Here is an 18326-nt window from a genome sequence, read left to right as displayed (position 1 = left end):
CCGATGAAGGCAATGATTGTCGATGACGAGCACTATATTCGCGAAGGATTGAAAAAATCGGATTTGTGGAGCGAGCTGGCCATCGAAGTGGTGGGCGAAGCCGAAGACGGCACAGCGGCGTGGGAAATGTATCAGGTGTACCGGCCGGATATTTTGCTGCTTGACATTAATATTCCGGAGATAAACGGCGTTGAATTAGCCAGATCGATACGCAGCGTTAGCGAGGATGCGCAAATCATCTTCTTAACCGGATATGACGAATTTCAGTGGGTGAAAGAAGCGATTACACTACAGGCATCGGATTATTTGCTCAAGCCGGTTCTGCAAGGCGAGCTGCACAAAGCGCTATACAAAGCGAATGAGCGGGCGAAGAAGCAAGGGGATCGCAATCAGTATGTCGATCAATTGCAGCGGCAAGTTCATACTTACAGCAAAGCCGCCCACGAGCAGTGGCTGATTGACCTCGTTCAGCAGCGGCGTCCGCTTGCGCAAATTATCGAATTGCTGGCATCCTGCGGCATCCATCTTGATCATGCCGGCCATTATGCCGTGCTGATCTGCGATATCGACGACTTTGCCTCGCTGAACGAAGGGGTTACCGCCAGGGACCGTCAATTGAATCAATACGCTTACCGCAAGCTTGCAGAGGAGGCGCTGGAATCGTACGAGCAGGCGTATGCGCTCGGGGAAACGCCGGGCAGGGTCGTTTTATTGGTCGGCGGCGCCAAAGAGCAGAACATGCTGCTGGATATCGCCATCCGGCTGCGTTCCGTCATTTCGCAATATTTGAAGTTGTCGGTAAGCATCGGCGTCAGCAACCCGGTACAAGGTTTGGAGCATGCATTCAATGCATACCAAGAAGCGATGTGGGCGATGGAATATAAAGCGATCGTCGGCGGTGGGCAAATTATCCCGTATTCTTCGATGGCTGTGACGATATCGCAAAACAATCGCTTGCTTGACAAAGAGTTGTATATGCTTAGCGAAATGCGCGCGGGCAACGATACCAACGTGATGAACATATTGCGGGAATGGTCGGAGGATATGCGGACAATGGCTTGGAGCGATGTGAAGCTGGTCGCGTCTCAGCTCGTGATGTTCGTCATGCGTCTCATCAAGGAAGTCGGGTTGAAAAACAAACTGCTGCTGCACGTAAGCCCCCTCGTCGATCTGTACAATTGCCGAACGATCGATGAACTGATTCGTTTTCTGACGAGTTATTTCACCGAAGTCGGCCGGGCTATCCGCGTATCGAAGGAGGTTCCGTCGCACCGGATGATCGAGCAGGCGAAGGAATGGATTCGCGAGCATTTGTCGGAGGATCTGAGCCTGGTCAATTTGGCGGATTATTTGAAAATGAGCCCCAAATATCTCAGTACGCGGTTCAAGCAAGCGACAGGCGAAACATTTGCCGATTTTTCCACGCAGGTTCGCTTCGAACGGGCGAAGGAGCTGCTCGCCGATTCCTCGCTGAAAATATTGGATGTCGCGAGCAAGGTCGGCTTCACGGACACGAACTATTTTAGCATGGCGTTTAAAAAACATATCGGCATTACGCCAACCGAATACCGCAAACGGTTTTTGTAAATAGATCGAAAAAACTTCTTACCAAAACAAAGAGCATGTGGACATTTTCAATTGTCCGATAAAACGCTTCCAATGATAATGAATGTGTAATGATTATCTAAAAGAGGGGAGCGTAATTCATGAGCACAAAAAAATGGCTGGTCATTGTTATGGCGCTTTTATTGACTTTATCGCTGGCGGCCTGCGGCGGCGGGAATGGAAGCGGCGACGGCAACAAGGCTGATGGAAAGAAAGACACCGAATCGGCAGACGGAGGCAAATCCGCCGATCCGAAAGAAACCGTAAAATTGAAATTTATGTTCTGGGGCAGCAATGAAGAGAAAAAAGCGGTTGAGGGTATGGTCAAATCGTTTAACGATTCCCATCCGAATATCCAAGTTACCTCGGAACACGTTCCAGGGGATTACAACACGAAAATCAATACGTTGATGGCATCCAATGAGCTTCCTGACGTCGCTTATTTGCCGGATTCACTCGCGTCGAAATGGGGTTCGGAAGGCAAGCTGCTCGACTTTACGCCTTATGTGGGCAATTCCGAGGAATTACAAAATCGATTGGCGCCGTCCTTCTATTACAGCGAACCGGGCAAAGTTGTCGGGTACGCGACGGCAGCCGAGGTCATGGTCATTTATTATAACAAGGATCTGTTCACCGAAGCGGGTATCGAGCTGCCTCCGGCCGAAGCGGAAAAGGCATGGACGTGGGATCAATTCCTGGAAGTCGCCAAAAAATTGACGAAGGATAAAAACGGAAAAACGGCGGCCGATCCGGATTTTGATCCGAGTAATATCGATCAATACGGCTTCTCCTTCGGCGCGGATCGTTCGACTTGGGGACCGCTGATGGCAAGCAACGGCGCGGCAATTACCGATGAAGCGGGGACGAAATATACAATGAACAGCCCGGAATCGGTCGAGGTGTTCCAAGCGCTGCAGGATTTGCTGTTCAAATATCATGTCGCGCCGGATTTGATTCAGCAAAAGAACATGCCGGATAACTACGTCCGCCTGCAAACCCGCAAAGTGGCGATGGTTCTCGACGGAACATGGGCCCAGCTCGATATTTCCAAAGCGAAGCTGAACTACGGCATCGGCGTACTGCCCAAATTCAAGGAACCCAAAACGACGTATATCGCTGGCGCAAGCGTCATATTCGCGAACACGAAACATCCGAAGGAAGCGATGGAATTTTACAAATACCACAACAATCCGGAGCAGGTCGATTTGTACAAAATCGGACTGTGGATGCCGGTGGAAACGAAATATTATACCGATCAAGCGTCCATCGACCTATGGACGAAAAGCGGCGTCCATCCGCCGGAATGGAAGACGGCGGCGATGGATTATGCGCTCAACTATTCGGTTAAATCGCCTACTTCCAGCCTGAAAAACTGGCCGGAAATCAGTACAAAAGTGACGCCGGCGCTGGAGATGATCTGGACGAACAAAAAACCGGCCAAAGACGTGCTGGATGAGTTGGAAAAAGAGGTTCAGCCGCTGCTGCAAGGGAAATACGCGGATAAATAAATAACGCTTCAAGCTTACGGGTGTAGTATCCCCTAACGGCAGTCAGTGAAAAAAGAGTTCATTTTATCATGGACCCTGACGCTGCTTGCTGGAGGGGATTTTTGCCTGCCCATTCTAACGGTAAAGGAAGGTATACATACGATGGCCAGCGCATTAAAAGCAAAAATGATCGTGGATAAAGCTTTTCAAATCTCCATCGTGGATAAACGAATCTACGGATCTTTTATTGAACATTTGGGAAGGGCCGTATACGGCGGAATTTACGAGCCGGGTCATCCGCTTGCCGACGATCGGGGATTCCGTAAAGACGTGATCGACCTCGTCAAACAATTGAACGTACCGATCATCCGTTATCCCGGAGGAAACTTTGTGTCCGGATACAATTGGGAGGACGGGGTCGGACCGGTCGCTCAGCGTCCTCGCCGCACGGAACTGGCCTGGCGGACGATCGAAACGAACGAAATCGGAACGAATGAGTTCATCGATTGGGCCAGAACGGTCCATTCCGAAGTGATGATGGCGGTCAATCTAGGTACGCGCGGCATCGAAGCAGCGCGAAACTTGGTCGAGTATTGCAACCATCCGGGCGGCAGCTATTGGAGCGATTGGCGCAAATCCCACGGTTACGCCGAGCCGCACCGGGTTAAAACGTGGTGCTTGGGCAACGAAATGGACGGCCCTTGGCAAATCGGCCACAAAACCGCGGAAGAGTACGGAAGGCTGGCTGTGGAAACGGCCAAGGCGATGCGCTTGATCGACCCGACGATCGAGTTAGTCGCTTGCGGCAGCTCGTATTCCGGGATGCCGACCTTTCCGCAGTGGGAAGCGACGACGCTGGAGCATACGTACGATGCGGTCGATTACATTTCCCTGCATCAATATTACGGCAATCGCCGGAACGATACCGCAAGCTACCTGGCTTATTCGATGGATATGGATCAATTCATCAACACGGTCATCGCAACGTGTGACTTTGTCAAAGCGAAGAAACGCAGCAATAAAAAGATCAATCTGAGCTTCGATGAATGGAACGTTTGGTACCACTCCAACGAGCAGGATCGGGCCATCGAACCTTGGTCGATCGCGCCGCCTCAGCTTGAGGACATCTACAATTTTGAAGATGCCCTGCTTGTCGGCCTAATGCTGATCACCTTTCTGAAGCACGCAGACCGTGTGAAAATCGCTTGTCTGGCCCAGCTTGTGAATGTAATCGCCCCGATTATGACGGATAATGGCGGAGCGGCGTGGAGGCAGACGATATTTTATCCGTACATGCACGCTTCGGTCTACGGAAGAGGCGTCTCCTTGCGACCGATCATCGCTACGCCGGTTTACGATTGCGCCGAATTTACGGACGTTCCGTATTTGGATGCTGCCGTCGTTTGGAACGAAGAGAATGAAGATTTGACGATCTTCGCTGTAAACCGTCATCTGGAGCAAGCGCTGATGCTCGAATGCGCCGTGCGCAGCTTCGAGAGTTACCGCATCTTGGAGCACATCGTTCTGGAAAACAACGACGTCAAGTCCGTGAACAGGAACGGGCATGAAGCCGTCAAACCGCACACGGGCGGGGATGCGGAACTGCGGGACGGCTACGTGCTAGCCCATCTCCCGAAAGCTTCCTGGAATGTCATCAGGCTAACCAAGCGCGTGTAGTTCGTTGTAATTGTACGTACAAATCTATTGACTTCGTGAATGAAATGGAATAAATTTAAATCAATCGATTTCTTTAATGAGAAATGTACGTACATTTGCGAATCTGGTCCATTGTTGAATAGTGAGGAGGAGCGATGTAATGGCCGAAATGAAAACGTTTCAGTTTTGGTTTGTTGCCGGAAGCCAGCATTTGTACGGTCCGGAAGCGTTGGAGGAAGTGGCTGCCCATTCGCGGACGATTGCCGAACAGCTCGATCTGGATCCGGCGATTTCCTGCAAAGTGGTGTTCAAGCCGATTTTGACGACGCCCGAAGAAATCCGCAAGCTCTGCATCGAGGCGAATGCCGACGATTGTTGTTATGGGCTGATCACTTGGATGCATACGTTCTCGCCGGCCAAAATGTGGATCGCCGGACTGTCGGAATTGCGCAAGCCGCTGCTGCATCTGCACACCCAGTTTAACCGGGACATCCCATGGGACAGCATCGACATGGATTTCATGAACTTGAATCAGTCGGCGCACGGCGACCGCGAGTACGGCCATATCGGCGCAAGATTGGGCATTGCCCGCAAAGTGATCGCCGGTTATTGGGAAGACGGCGAAGTGCGCCGCCGGATCGGCGGTTGGATGCGGACGGCGGCCGCGTTCGTCGAAGGCCGCCGCCTGAAGGTCGCGCGTTTTGGCGACAACATGCGCCAGGTGGCGGTGACCGAAGGCGATAAGGTCGAAGCGCAAATTCGCTTCGGCTGGTCGGTCAACGGCTACGGCATCGGCGACTTGGCCGCGCGGATGAACGAGATTTCGGAAGCGGAAGTGGACCGGCTCATGGAGCAATACGACGAGCTGTACGATGTGACGCCGGAAGGACGCCAACCGGGCGCCGTTCGCGACGCAATCCGCGAGCAAGCGCGCATTGAGCTTGGGCTGAAGGCGTTTCTGACGGAGGGCGGCTTCGGTGCGTTCACGACGACGTTCGAAGATTTGCACGGCATGAAGCAGCTGCCGGGGCTTGCGGTTCAGCGGCTGATGGCGCAAGGGTACGGCTTCGGCGGCGAAGGCGATTGGAAGACGGCCGCATTCGTCCGGATCGTGAAAATAATGGCGGGCAACGTGGGCACTTCGTTTATGGAAGATTATACGTACCATTTGGAGCACGGCAACGAAATGGTGCTTGGCGCGCACATGCTGGAAGTTTGCCCGACGATTGCCGGGACGAAGCCGAAGCTCGAGGTGCATCCGCTGTCCATCGGCGGTAAAGCCGATCCGGCCCGCCTCGTGTTCGACGGCTGCAGCGGTTCGGCTGTCAACGCGTCGATCATCGATATGGGCAGCCGGTTCCGTCTGCTCGTGAATGAGGTCGAGGCGGTCAAAGCGGACTATGCGATGCCGAAGCTGCCGGTCGCACGGGTACTGTGGAAGCCGCAGCCGTCGCTCGGCGATTCGGCGGAGGCGTGGATTCTCGCCGGGGGCTCTCACCATACTGTATTTTCCTACGAGGTGACGTCGGAGCAATTGGTGGATTGGGCGGAAATGGCCGGCATCGAATGCGTCGTCATCGACAAAGATACGAAGCCGCAATCGTTCCGCAAGGAGCTTCGCTGGAACGACATCGCGTGGCGTTTGCGCTAGAGCCGCGGGCGATTGCAACAGGCGGTGAGTGCGGCGCACGGGCGGTCTCTCGGATAACGGATATGTTATAATATCACAATGACGAGCCGCCGACGGCCGGATGTGATAGAGGTGAACCATGAGAGAAAAACAAACGCCCAAATATATGCAAATCAAGCAAGAGATTTACGAGTGGATCCAAACCGGGAAGTTGAAACCCGGCGATCGGATGCCGACGGAAAACGAAATTGCCGAGCAATTTCAGGTCAGCCGCCAGACGGTGCGGCAGACGTTCGGGGAACTGGAGCGGGAAGGCTGGCTGCAGCGCATCCAGGGCAGCGGGACGTTCGTGTCCATGCCGGAGCTTCCCCGGACGCCCGACGTACAAACGGTCGGCATCATTACAACGTATATATCGGACTATATTTTCCCGCATATCGTTCGCGGTGCGGAAGCCGCGCTGCGCAGCAAAGGCTACCGACTGTTGCTGTCCAGCACGGATAACGACAAGGACAAGGAGCGGCAAAGCCTCGACATGATGATGAGCCAGCCGCTCAGCGGCCTCATTATCGAACCGACGAAAAGTGCGGAGGGCAACGCCAACTTGAACTATTATTTGTCGCTGAATTATCGGCGCATCCCTTATTTGACGATCAACGAACGGTATTCGGAAATGGCTTGCCCGTGCCTTAAGGTCGACGATCAGGCGGGCGGCTATAAGGCGGCTGAGCATTTGCTCCAGCTAGGCCATCGGCGTATCGCCGGATTTTTCAAAGCTGACGATTTGCAGGGAGTTCATCGGCTTAAAGGTTATTTGCAAGCCCACCATGAATATCGGGTGCCGGTGCGCCCGGATTTCGTCGTCCATTATTCGACCGAGGAAAAGCAAACGAAGCCTTATCAAATGCTGGCATCGATGCTGCAGGAGCAAGACGAACGGCCGACCGCAATCGTTTGCTACAATGATGAATTGGCCGTACATTTGCTTGAGGCGATCCGCCAAGCAGGTCTTAGCGTGCCCGGGGATATTTCCGTAGTCGGCTTCGACGATTCGCCGCTTGCGACGGCGACGGAAATCAAGCTGACGACGCTGACGCATCCGAAGGAAGAAATGGGCGCCGACGCGGCTCAAGCGCTCATGACGCTCATTGAAGGCGGCGAGCTCGGCTGGGAAACCCGGGTGTACGCGCCGGAGCTGATCGTCCGGGAATCGACGAGACGGTGGGAGTAGATTTTTACGAAACAGCTTGACGACGTTTTGTAATAGGAGGTGCTCAACCCGTGCTGCAACAATTGAAAGAATCCGTTTTGGAAGCGAATCTCGATTTGCCGAAGCATGGACTCGTCACGTTCACTTGGGGCAACGTGAGCGGGATCGACCGGGAGCGCGGGCTCGTCGTTATTAAGCCGAGCGGCGTTCCTTACGAGAACATGAAAGTGGAGCATATGGTCGTTATCGACTTGGAGGGCAACGTGGTTGAAGGCGGTTACAAGCCTTCCTCCGATACGCCGACCCATCTCGTATTATATAAAGCTTTTGCGAATATCGGCGGTATCGTGCATACGCATTCGCCGTGGGCGACCAGCTGGGCGCAAGCGGGCCGAAGCATTCCGGCGCTGGGTACGACGCATGCGGATTATTTTTACGGAAAAATTCCTTGCACCCGGAAAATGAAACCGTCGGAAATTCAAGGCGCCTATGAGCTGGAAACCGGCCATGTCATCGTGGAGACGGTCAAGGACATCGATCCGATACAAATTCCCGGCGTGCTGGTCAACTGCCATGCGCCGTTCAGCTGGGGGAAAAACCCGCACGATGCCGTGCATAACGCGGTCGTATTGGAGGAAGTGGCGAAAATGGCGCTGCACACGTTCCAGCTCAATCCGGGCGTCGAAGCGATGGATCAGGCGCTGCTCGACCGGCATTATTTGCGCAAGCACGGGGCCGGCGCTTATTACGGGCAAACGTAGCAAAGACAGAGGGGGTTTGTCTTTATGGGGAAAAAGTATGCGATTGGCATCGATTACGGCACCGAGTCCGGCCGCGCCGTGCTTGTCGATTTAAACGACGGCAGCGAGGTTGCCGAGCACGTAACACCTTATCCACACGGCGTCATCGACGAGGCGCTGCCGGGAACAGGCAGGAGGCTGGAGTCTGACTGGGCGCTGCAGCATCCGGACGATTATATGGAGGTGCTGAAGCGGTCCGTTCCCGCGGTCATGCGGCAATCCGGCGTCGACCCGGCGGACGTGGTCGGGATCGGCATCGATTTTACGGCGTGCACGATGCTGCCTGTTGATGCAAGCGGCGTGCCGTTATGCTTGCTGCCGGAGCACAAGGATAATCCCCACAGCTGGGTGAAGCTGTGGAAGCACCATGCCGCTCAGGACGAAGCGAACTTGATCAACGAAATCGCCGAACGGCAGGGCGAGCCGTTTTTGCCGCGGTACGGGGGCAAAATATCGTCCGAGTGGATGATTGCGAAAGTATGGCAAATTTTAAACGAAGCGCCGGACATTTACGAGGAGACGGACCTGTTCCTGGAGGCGACCGATTGGGTCATTTCGCAGCTGACCGGCAATATCGTCCGCAACAGCTGCACAGCGGGTTATAAAGCAATATGGCATAAACGGGACGGGTATCCGAGCGCGGAATTTTTCAAGGCGCTCGATCCGCGGCTCGAGCGGTTGACCGAAACGAAGCTGCGCGGCGAAGTCAAGCCGCTTGGCACGAAAGCGGGCGAGCTGACGCCGGCCATGTCCGAAGCGATCGGCCTTGCGGCGGGGACGGCGGTTGCCGTCGGCAACGTCGATGCGCATGCGGCCGTACCGGGCGTTGGTGTCGTCACGCCGGGCAAGCTCGTCATGGCGATGGGCACGTCCATCTGCCACATGTTGCTCGGCACCGAAGAGAAGCGGGTCGAAGGGATGTGCGGCGTCGTCGAGGACGGCATCATCCCGGGGTACATGGGCTATGAAGCCGGGCAGTCGGCGGTCGGCGATATTTTCGCCTGGTACGTGGAGCATGGCGTGCCAGCATCGGTGCATGAGGCGGCGGAACGTGAAGGCGTAAGCGTCCACGTTTGGCTGGAGCGGCGGGCTGCCGCGTACAAGCCGGGCGAGACGGGCCTGCTCGCGCTCGATTGGTGGAACGGCAACCGTTCCGTGCTCGTCGATACCGACTTGTCCGGCTTGCTGATCGGCTGTACGCTGCTGACGAAGCCGGAAGAAATATACCGTGCGTTGCTCGAAGCGACGGCGTTCGGCACGCGCAAAATCGTCGACGCGTTCCACGAGAACGGCGTCGAGGTGGAGGAGCTGTACGCCTGCGGCGGGCTGCCCCAAAAAAACCGGCTGCTCATGCAAATCTACGCGGACGTGACGAACCGTACCATCAAGATCGCCGCATCGAAGCAAACGCCGGCGCTTGGCGCGGCGATGTTCGGCGCTGTCGCCGCCGGGAAGGAGCGGGGCGGCTACGATTCGATCGTGGAAGCCGCGCAAAAGATGGCTCGCGTACGCGAGGAAACGATTCATCCGATTCCGGCGAACGTGGCGATTTACGAGAAGCTTTATCAGGAATATACGTTGCTGCACGATTATTTCGGGCGAGGCGGCAACGATGTCATGAAGCGGCTTAAGGCTTTGAAAGAGGAAGTGCGGAGCTGAGCTCGCACGAACGATTGAATATCTAGGAAAGAGTGCCTATACAAGGGCACTCTTTTCTATTTCCCGTAAGCGACACGCCGATCCGGGCAGGGCCAACCGTTTATCCTTGCAACGTTTTTTGCGTTGTCAATGAAAAACTTGCTGCTGCCCAATAGACATGACCGAAGCGAGCGTTGGGAATCAAGCACAACTGCAAACATACAGTTATTTTCTGATTTTGAACAAAAAAAGGCGATTAAATGCAAATCTGCAACTATTTGTATAAATATCTGAGGTTCTGCGTGAATGGATAAAAATAACTGTACTTTCGCAGTTATTCATTTTTGAGGCAGGGGGCTTGCGGAAATAACTGCACATTTGCATTTATCGCTGCATAGGAGGCAGCGAACAGGAGGCGGGTGGCATGCCAGAGACGGACTGCAGAAAAAGACGCCCACGCACTTTCGCACCATGCACTGCCCCTCCTAGCCTCGCCCCCCTCCCAGCGTACCGCTACCCCGCGCGGGGGGGTTCGCGGCATAACGGCAACGGTCGACCAAATGCTGGCCCGCACCGCTCACCACTCGGCATGCACCATAAAAAAATCGTACCAAAACAAAGAGCCAGTGGACTCATTCGATTGTTCTTAAGAGCGCTTACATGAATAATTGAATTACGGTTAAACATCAAACTACACGACAGAAAGGGGACGTCACGTTTTGCGAACGAAATTATCGGGCATTTCCCGAATGGAACGAAAATGGGGCATTATTTTCGCGCTGCCGCCGATATTGGGACTATTGTGTTTTACGCTGTATCCCGTTGCGGCATCGTTTTTTTACAGTCTCACGAACTGGAGCATCGGCAGCGATTGGCAGATGGTAGGCTTGGATAATTACAAGACGATTTTCACCGGAGATCCTTTGTTCCAGAAGGCGTTGTACGCCACGACCTATTACGCCCTAGGCAGTGTGCCGATCGGGCTGGCCGTCGCTTTCGCAGTGGCGATGCTGCTGAATCAGAAAGTGAAAGGGCTGTCGATATTTCGGACGATCTTTTATTTGCCGACGATCGTGCCGAGCATCGCCAATACGATATTGTGGCTTTGGATTTTCAACCCCGATTTCGGTTTGCTGAACTCGATGCTGAAATCGATAGGACTTCCTACGTCGCAATGGGTCTATCACGAATCTACGGCGATCCCTTCGCTCATTATGATGAGCTCCTGGGGCGTCGGCAACACGATTCTCATATTTTTGGCGGGCTTGCAGGGGGTTCCGTCGCACTTGTACGAAGCGGTGGAGGTTGACGGCGGAAGCCGTTGGCACAAGTTTTGGCATATTACGATTCCGTGCATGACGCCAACGATCTTCTTCAACCTGGTTATGGCGCTGATCGGCACGTTCCAGGCGTTTAATCAGGCGTACGTCATGACGGAAGGCGGGCCGAACAACTCGACTTTATTTTATGTATATTACTTGTACCGCACAGCGTTTACCGAATCTAAAATCGGGTACGCTTCCGCACTGGCCTGGGTTTTGTTTATCATCATTATGGTGTTGACGTTGATCGTATTTAAATCATCGAAGAAATGGGTTCACTACGAAGAGGGGGGAAGGTAATGGAAAATTCCGCCGTTGCCGTTCATGCGAATCGTTCCATTGGAACGGGCCATAAAATATCGCCGGCCCGCATGCTCGTTTATCTGATATTGATCTTGGGCAGCGCCGTCATGATGTTTCCGTTTTTGTGGCTGATTCGCAGCTCGCTGATGGAAAACAGTCAAATTTTTATTTTTCCGCCAGAGTGGATTCCGGAGCCGTTCGCGTGGAGCAACTACGCCGAAGCGCTGACGTCCGTCCCGTTTGGCCAATATTTCAAAAATACGATGACGATCGAGTTGTTTACCGTTAGCGGCGTGTTGATCACAAGCATCATGTCGGCATACAGCTTCGCGCGGTTGAAATGGCCGGGAAGAGATTGGATATTCGCCATGCTGCTGGGCACGATGATGCTGCCATATGCGGTTACGTTAATCCCGACGTTTATGTTATGGAAAAGCTTCGGCGCGTTAAACTCGTTTGTGCCGTTGACCGTACCGGCTTGGTTCGGCGGCGGCGCATTCAATATCTTTTTGCTGCGGCAATTTTTTATGGGCATCCCGAAAGAGTTGGACGAAGCGGCTTATATGGACGGCGCCCGGCCGTTTACCGTCCTGTGGAAAGTGATCGTGCCGCTCTCGAAGCCTGCATTGATCGTAGTCGGGATTTTCTCGTTCATCGACGTCTGGAACGATTTCCTCGGACCGATCATTTATTTGAACAGCAACGAGAAATTTACACTGGCGCTGGGACTTGCAACCTTTAAAGGCTTGTACAACGCCCAGTGGGGGTATTTGATGGCTGCTTCGGCGACGATCGTAGCGCCGATTCTACTCTTGTTTTTTTTCGCGCAGCGTTATTTTATCGAAGGGATTACGCTCACGGGAATTAAAGGTTAAACCTAGTTCCCTGCTCGATGTCCTTTGGGCGGTGCTGCATTCCCAATTACTTTGCGGCGAAAATTTGAAGGAGAGATGCCTTCTTTATTCGTGAAGCAGGATGAGAAATAGGACGTATGGAAAAAACCGACCTCCTCGGCGATCCGTTCGGTCGGCCAATTCGTCTGGATGAGCAGCTTTTTGGCCTGTTCGATCCGGTATTGCTGTAAATAATCGATTGGAGTTACACCATAAACTTTCAGCATGCATTTGGCCATATAATTCGGATGGTAGTTCAGCTCTTGCTGCAGCATCGAATTCGTTATTTTTTTGTGAAAATTTTGCCGGATGTACAGTTCGACCTTTTCCGCCAGACGAATTGCCGTTGCGTCGGATAGCGAGGCTAATTCGCGGTCCAGATGCTGCATGAAAAACTGGAACGCGGTTTGCTTTTTCCAGTTTCGAAGCGATCTTGGATCTTGATCCAACTCGTAAAACTGCGCCAAATCGTCCATCGATTTTTCCGAAAGCCGCATATGTTTAGGGATAAAGATGGAGCATACCTCGCAATGGTTCAAATATGCATTTTGCTTATGCTTCTCGATGAGCGCGGATTGATTTTCAAGACATTGGCTCATGCCGTTGCCTTCTTCCCAAGCACCGAACGTATGAAAGTGAATCCAAGTAATTTCCGTTTCTTCCTGACAGGGTGTCGTACCGTAATGATAGGCGTCGGGACGCAATATGAGTGCTTCGCCTTGCCGAACCGTCCATTCATTCGAATCTTCGCCGATAAATAATGTCCCTTTCGTCACGACGATCAAATCGAATACGCCGATACAGTTTCGGCTGACGTGCAGCTCGCCGGGCGTATAGGAATGGGTGCCGCAGTCAATGAAGTAAGGTACGGGCGGGGATACAAAATGCAAGATCGACAATGGCATACACCTCTTTCTACAGGTTGAAATTTTTAAAATTATGGTTGAGATAAATGATTCAAATCCTATGATACAACAGCTATTATAAGAAAATAAAGCGTTTTCTTAAAGGTTGAAATAATAGCATAAAAGGAGTATGCAGCATGATTCGTACAGATACGACCGAGTCGCTTATTGTCAAACAATTGCACATTCAAGATTCGTTTTGGTCCCCGTACATACGCCTTGTTCGCGATGTGGTTGTGCCGTATCAGTGGGAAGCGCTGAATGACCGGATCGAGGGCGTGGCACCGAGCCACGCCATACGGAATTTTAAAATCGCGGCCGGATTGGAACAAGGAAGCTTCCGGGGCATGGTGTTCCAGGACAGCGATGTCGCCAAATGGCTGGAAGCGGTAAGTTACTTGCTCGAATCGGAATCCGATCCCGAGCTGGAGCGGTTGGCCGACGAATTGATCGACATCATCGCCAAAGCGCAGCAGGAGGACGGTTACCTCAATACCTATTTTACGATCAAAGAACCGGATAAACGTTGGACGAACTTGGCGGAATGCCATGAATTGTATTGTGCCGGCCATTTAATCGAAGCGGGCGTTGCTTATTATCAAGCGACGGGAAAGAGGAAGCTGCTTGATGTTTGCTGCCGATTGGCGGATTGCATCGATTCCGTGTTCGGACCGGCGCCCGGAAAAATAAAAGGCTACGACGGCCACCAGGAAGTTGAATTGGCATTAGTCAAGCTCTACAAGGCAACGGGAAATGAAAAATATTTAAGCTTAAGCAAGTTTTTCATTGACGAACGCGGGCAGGAACCGAGCTTCTACGAATGGGAATACAAGCGCCGCAACGGCGATGTTCATTTTCCGTTTCTCGATATCGCCGCCCATCGATCATACAGCCAGGCGCATTTGCCGGTTCGACTGCAGAAGACGGCCGAAGGTCACGCGGTTCGGGCGGTCTATATGTGTACCGGCATGGCGGATGTAGCGGCGGAGACAGGCGATGCGCGACTGCTTGAAGCGTGCCGGACGTTGTGGAACAACATGGTGACAAAACGGATGTACATTACGGGTGCGATCGGGTCGATGGCTCACGGGGAATCGTTTTCCCTCGATTATGATTTGCCGAGCGATACGGCGTATGCCGAAACCTGCGCATCGATCGGATTGATCTTGTTCGCGCAGCGCATGCTGCAGATCGAGCCCAAGGGCGAATATGCCGATGTGCTGGAGAAAGCGTTGTACAATACGGTCATCAGCGGCATGTCGCGCGACGGCAAACGGTTCTTCTACGTCAATCCGCTGGAAGTATGGCCTGAAGCGTGCGGTAAAAACCATACGTACGGCCACGTGAAGCCGGAGCGGCAGGAATGGTTCGGCTGCGCATGCTGTCCGCCGAACATCGCCCGTTTGCTCGCTTCACTCGATCGGTACATCGTATCGGCGAAAGGCCGGACGATGTATACGCACTTATACGTTGGCGGCGAAGTGAAGTGCGAGCTGGACGGGAAACCGATCCAATGGAACCAGCAATCCAATGTGCCATGGGACAGCAAGGTCCGTTATGAATTCCAGGGGGAAGAGGCCAATTTTACGATGGCATTCCGAATTCCAAACTGGTGCGCGAATGCGGACATTCGCATCAACGGCAGCTCCGCCGGGTTCGAACAAACGGCCATAGACGGGTACTTGCACATTGCGAGTACTTGGCAGCCCGGAGATGTCGTCGAGCTGTCGCTCCCGATGCCGGTCAGACGGATGAAAGGCCACCCATTGGTTCGCGAAACGGCAGGCAAGGCGGCGCTGCAGCGGGGACCGATCGTGTATTGCCTGGAGGAAGCCGATAACGGACCGAATTTGCATCAAATCGTATTGGACGATACTTCTGAGTTTGAAGTCGCCTATGATCCGGAACTGCTCGGAGGATTGCAAACGATCACGGCAACGGGCATGAAGCTGCGAAACGGAGATTGGGGCGATCAGCTCTATAAAGCGGACGAACGGATTCAAACGGATCCGGCGACCGTGAAATTCATCCCTTATTTTGCATGGGCGAATCGCGGGCGCGGGGAAATGACGGTTTGGGTAAGGGAAAGATGAAAGGAGGACGGGGAGCATGACAAACGACGATCGCAAGATCGACATCATGGCTAAAGGCGGCTTTGACCTCAAACTCAAGGACGGAGCGATCATAAGCCTCAAACGGTTGAGGGATGCGCATGACACCCAGTATATATTGCAGAACAAACGGTTCGGGGATGTCTTTGTCGTTTATCGCAAGTGGAATGAAGAGTGGACGTCATTAAGTACGCTGGAGTTAGCGCAAAAAGGACTTGTCGGCATGACCTCCTCCGCGAGCGGTTCGAAATATGAAGCGAGCTACGATTGTGGCGATGGAGGCGAAAAGCTGGATATCGGCATCATGATTTCATATGAAATCGTACAAGATCGATTCACCTACACCGTTCGAATCGAGAATCATAGCGACTCGACGGTCGAAATCGGCGACTTGGCCATTCCGTTTCCGATGAACTCGGCATACGAGTGGGGGACGAAGCCGCACGAAAGCGTGCTCCGACATGGTTTCGTTTCCGGACACAACTCCTATATGTTCTGGATGCGCTGCAACAGTGTCGGGCCTTATCTCACGATGACAACGGCGGAGGACGCAAAGCTGGAATACTTTGATTTATATAAGGATGAAGTTGGCGCAAAAGGCAATCGCCAATTCAAGGCCTATATTCATTCTGCGGCGCAAGGGGAAATTGCCAAAGAGGAAGGCACGAAGTGGCGCCAGCCGAATACGAGCGTAATATTGGCGGCAGGAGAGGCGGTTTCGTATCCGTTTACATTTCATTGGGCGGCAGATTATGACGACGTACGCAATACGATCGTGGATGAAGGCTTGATCGACGTTCAAGTCATTCCCGGCATGACGGTGCCGAATGACTTGCATGCGATGTTTTACTTGCGGACGAAACAACCGATCGAATCGGTGACGCCGGAGTTTCCGGACGCGACAGAGCTGACGTATGTCGGCAAACAGGGCGAAGACTTGCACGTGTACAAGGTGAGGTTCGACAAGCTGGGCGAAAATATCATCACGGTGCGATACGGCGGCGGAAAACAAACCTATTTGGAGTTTTTCTCCACAGAGCCGGTTGAAACGCTGATCAACAAGCGTGCCGCGTTTATCGCAAAAAGCCAGCATCGCGATCCATCCAAATGGTATAACGGGCTTATTTCCGAGTGGAATATGGAAACCGAAGTGCTGTTAGGTCCGGACAATTACGACCGGATCAAAGGTTGGCGAATCTATGAAGTCACTTGCGACGATCCCGGACTTTGCAAACCTGCTTACTTGGCCGCTAAAAATGCGGAATTCCCGGTCGAGCGGGAAATCGAAGCGCTTGAATATTATATCGAGAACTTTGTGTGGGGAGGCCTCCAACGAACGCAGCAAGAGGAGTACGCGTACGGGATCTACGGCATTCCGGATTGGAACGTTCTTCGTTCCAGCGAGGATGAAGGGCCTAAAGGGAAAACGCACATTTGGCGCATTTACGATTATCCGCACATCGCCTTAATGTACTGGAGCATGTATCGGGTAACGAAAAATTACGCGCATCTCAAGACGAAGCTTACGAAAGAAACGTACCTTGAGCGCGCATATCGAACGGCGGTCGCCATGTTTACGATTCCGCTGGAAACGGGTGATTGGTCCGCCTACAAGACAGGGCTGTACAACGAATTGATTATTGAAGATTTGATCAACGAGCTGTATGCCGCCGGGTGGAAAGAGAAAGCGTATCGGCTCGAAAAACACTGGAAGAAGAAGGCCGCTCATTTCGTCAATGAAAATGCCGATTTGTTCGGGTCGGAATACCCGTTTGATTCAACCGGTTTTGAAAGCACGCATGCATTAGCCAAATACGCGATGAAACATGCGGTCAAATCGGTCAGTGAAAAAACAGTTCAGCATGCTGAAGAAGTTATCACGCACAGCAACGCGGTGAAGTTCATGGAAGCTCAAATCGAAGCGAATTTATTTTGCCGTGGCTGGCTTTCACCCGCTTATTACTTGTATGGCAGCGATTACAGAGGCGAATCGAATGCGGCTTATACATTAAGCTATATGTCTCAAATGGGGGGCTGGGCGCTGCTCGATTATGCCCTCGGCTGCAGCGAGAACCCGTATGCGTATTTGCGATTAGGCTATGCATCGATGCTTAGCTCTTGGGCGCTGATGAACACCGGTACGCCGGAAAGCAATTACGGTTACTGGTACCCCGGCATCGCAAACGACGGCAGTGCGGGCGGAGGCTTCGAACCTTCCCCGTTTGGCCAAACTTGGCTTGATCAGGAGCATCATCGCGGAGCGTGGTATTATTCCTGCGAAATCGACCTCGGTTATTGCGGAGCATTGCGCGGGGCGGCGACGGTGCTTGCCGACGATCCGATCTTCGGATTGTTTTGCTACGGCGGCGATTACCACAAAGCCGGCGGCGGTTATGAAATTACGATGAAGGACGGCGTTCGCAGAAGATTCGGCATGTTGTATGGCGAGCACAAAGTGTATTTCCATATCGATACGGACCACATCTCATCGGCGACTCCGTTATTCGTACAAGAAGACGGTTCCGATATTCGCTTCGTGATCGAAAGCGCAGCGGCGGAACGGCACACTGTCACATTAACCATATCCAGCCTGCCTGAAGGCGAATATGGCGTTTATGTGGATACATCCAAAGTATCGCTTGCGAAAGGTGGTGTTGAAACGGTTGTGCCTTTGATCATGGGCAGAAAAGGAGCGACCGTCCGCATAAAGAAGGAGTAATGGACAACGTGGAGTTGACATGGATCCAGCAATGCCGTTTATCGTTT

General features: G+C 52.9%; 12 protein-coding genes. 11 read left to right on the top strand and 1 reads right to left on the bottom strand.

Translation table 11 applies throughout. The features are described 5' to 3' along the window. Positions 1–3 precede the first annotated feature (3 nt). The 9 genes from AC0LWM_RS07790 (at position 4) to AC0LWM_RS07750 (ending at position 12526) form a co-directional block, all read left to right on the top strand. Positions 4–1587 carry a helix-turn-helix domain-containing protein gene (locus tag AC0LWM_RS07790; protein ID WP_474674344.1) on the top strand — a complete coding sequence of 528 codons (1584 nt, stop codon included), beginning with the start codon at positions 4–6 and terminating at the stop codon, positions 1585–1587. Between the two features lie 119 nt (positions 1588–1706). Beyond that, positions 1707–3113, top strand: coding sequence for an ABC transporter substrate-binding protein (locus tag AC0LWM_RS07785; protein WP_474674343.1), 1407 nt, complete (start codon positions 1707–1709; stop codon positions 3111–3113). 141 nt (positions 3114–3254) lie between these two features. Continuing rightward, positions 3255–4769 carry an arabinosylfuranosidase ArfA gene (arfA, locus tag AC0LWM_RS07780; protein ID WP_474674342.1) on the top strand — a complete coding sequence of 505 codons (1515 nt, stop codon included), beginning with the start codon at positions 3255–3257 and terminating at the stop codon, positions 4767–4769. Between the two features lie 139 nt (positions 4770–4908). Next, positions 4909–6399 carry an L-arabinose isomerase gene (gene araA / locus AC0LWM_RS07775; RefSeq protein WP_474674341.1) on the top strand — a complete coding sequence of 497 codons (1491 nt, stop codon included), beginning with the start codon at positions 4909–4911 and terminating at the stop codon, positions 6397–6399. Between the two features lie 118 nt (positions 6400–6517). After that, positions 6518–7609 carry a GntR family transcriptional regulator gene (locus AC0LWM_RS07770; RefSeq protein WP_474674340.1) on the top strand — a complete coding sequence of 364 codons (1092 nt, stop codon included), beginning with the start codon at positions 6518–6520 and terminating at the stop codon, positions 7607–7609. A gap of 50 nt (positions 7610–7659) precedes the next feature. Further along, positions 7660–8349 (top strand): L-ribulose-5-phosphate 4-epimerase, encoded by a 690-nt coding sequence (araD, locus tag AC0LWM_RS07765; protein ID WP_474674339.1) that lies wholly within the window; start codon positions 7660–7662, stop codon positions 8347–8349. A 24-nt stretch (positions 8350–8373) separates the two neighbouring features. Continuing rightward, positions 8374–10047, top strand: a complete 1674-nt coding sequence (locus AC0LWM_RS07760; RefSeq protein WP_474674338.1) for a ribulokinase — start codon at positions 8374–8376, stop codon at positions 10045–10047. A 728-nt stretch (positions 10048–10775) separates the two neighbouring features. After that, entirely contained in the window at positions 10776–11648 is an 873-nt protein-coding gene (locus tag AC0LWM_RS07755) for a carbohydrate ABC transporter permease (RefSeq protein WP_474674544.1), read from the top strand. Beyond that, positions 11648–12526 carry a carbohydrate ABC transporter permease gene (locus AC0LWM_RS07750; protein WP_474674337.1) on the top strand — a complete coding sequence of 293 codons (879 nt, stop codon included), beginning with the start codon at positions 11648–11650 and terminating at the stop codon, positions 12524–12526. The genes AC0LWM_RS07755 and AC0LWM_RS07750 overlap by 1 nt, the downstream gene beginning before the upstream one ends. 2 nt (positions 12527–12528) lie before the next feature. Here AC0LWM_RS07750 and AC0LWM_RS07745 read toward each other — a convergent pair whose 3' ends face one another. Beyond that, positions 12529–13449 (bottom strand): AraC family transcriptional regulator, encoded by a 921-nt coding sequence (locus AC0LWM_RS07745; protein WP_474674336.1) that lies wholly within the window; start codon positions 13447–13449, stop codon positions 12529–12531. Between the two features lie 137 nt (positions 13450–13586). Here AC0LWM_RS07745 and AC0LWM_RS07740 point away from each other — a divergent pair, with 137 nt between their 5' ends. Both AC0LWM_RS07740 and AC0LWM_RS07735 read left to right on the top strand, forming a co-directional pair. Continuing rightward, complete coding sequence (locus AC0LWM_RS07740) at positions 13587–15542, top strand: glycoside hydrolase family 127 protein (protein ID WP_474674335.1); 1956 nt, start codon at positions 13587–13589, stop codon at positions 15540–15542. A gap of 16 nt (positions 15543–15558) precedes the next feature. Next, the gene (locus tag AC0LWM_RS07735; protein WP_474674334.1) at positions 15559–18279 is read left to right on the top strand and encodes a DUF5695 domain-containing protein; all 2721 of its coding nucleotides are present in this window, start codon (positions 15559–15561) and stop codon (positions 18277–18279) included. The last annotated feature ends 47 nt before the right edge of the window (positions 18280–18326 follow it).

The sequence above is a fragment of the Paenibacillus sp. sgz302148 genome (genome assembly GCF_056120465.1).
This window is presented reverse-complemented; position numbering and strand designations above follow the sequence as displayed.

Bases quoted from the DNA above. Each gene is read 5' to 3' on its own strand.
- arfA (WP_474674342.1), top strand. From the start codon at position 3,255: ATGGCCAGCGCATTAAAAGCAAAAATGATCGTGGATAAAGCTTTTCAA.
- AC0LWM_RS07745 (WP_474674336.1), bottom strand. From the start codon at position 13,449: ATGCCATTGTCGATCTTGCATTTTGTATCCCCGCCCGTACCTTACTTC.
- AC0LWM_RS07770 (WP_474674340.1), top strand. From the start codon at position 6,518: ATGAGAGAAAAACAAACGCCCAAATATATGCAAATCAAGCAAGAGATT.
- AC0LWM_RS07750 (WP_474674337.1), top strand. From the start codon at position 11,648: ATGGAAAATTCCGCCGTTGCCGTTCATGCGAATCGTTCCATTGGAACG.
- AC0LWM_RS07790 (WP_474674344.1), top strand. From the start codon at position 4: ATGAAGGCAATGATTGTCGATGACGAGCACTATATTCGCGAAGGATTG.
- AC0LWM_RS07785 (WP_474674343.1), top strand. From the start codon at position 1,707: ATGAGCACAAAAAAATGGCTGGTCATTGTTATGGCGCTTTTATTGACT.
- araA (WP_474674341.1), top strand. From the start codon at position 4,909: ATGGCCGAAATGAAAACGTTTCAGTTTTGGTTTGTTGCCGGAAGCCAG.
- AC0LWM_RS07740 (WP_474674335.1), top strand. From the start codon at position 13,587: ATGATTCGTACAGATACGACCGAGTCGCTTATTGTCAAACAATTGCAC.
- AC0LWM_RS07760 (WP_474674338.1), top strand. From the start codon at position 8,374: ATGGGGAAAAAGTATGCGATTGGCATCGATTACGGCACCGAGTCCGGC.
- AC0LWM_RS07755 (WP_474674544.1), top strand. From the start codon at position 10,776: ATGGAACGAAAATGGGGCATTATTTTCGCGCTGCCGCCGATATTGGGA.
- AC0LWM_RS07735 (WP_474674334.1), top strand. From the start codon at position 15,559: ATGACAAACGACGATCGCAAGATCGACATCATGGCTAAAGGCGGCTTT.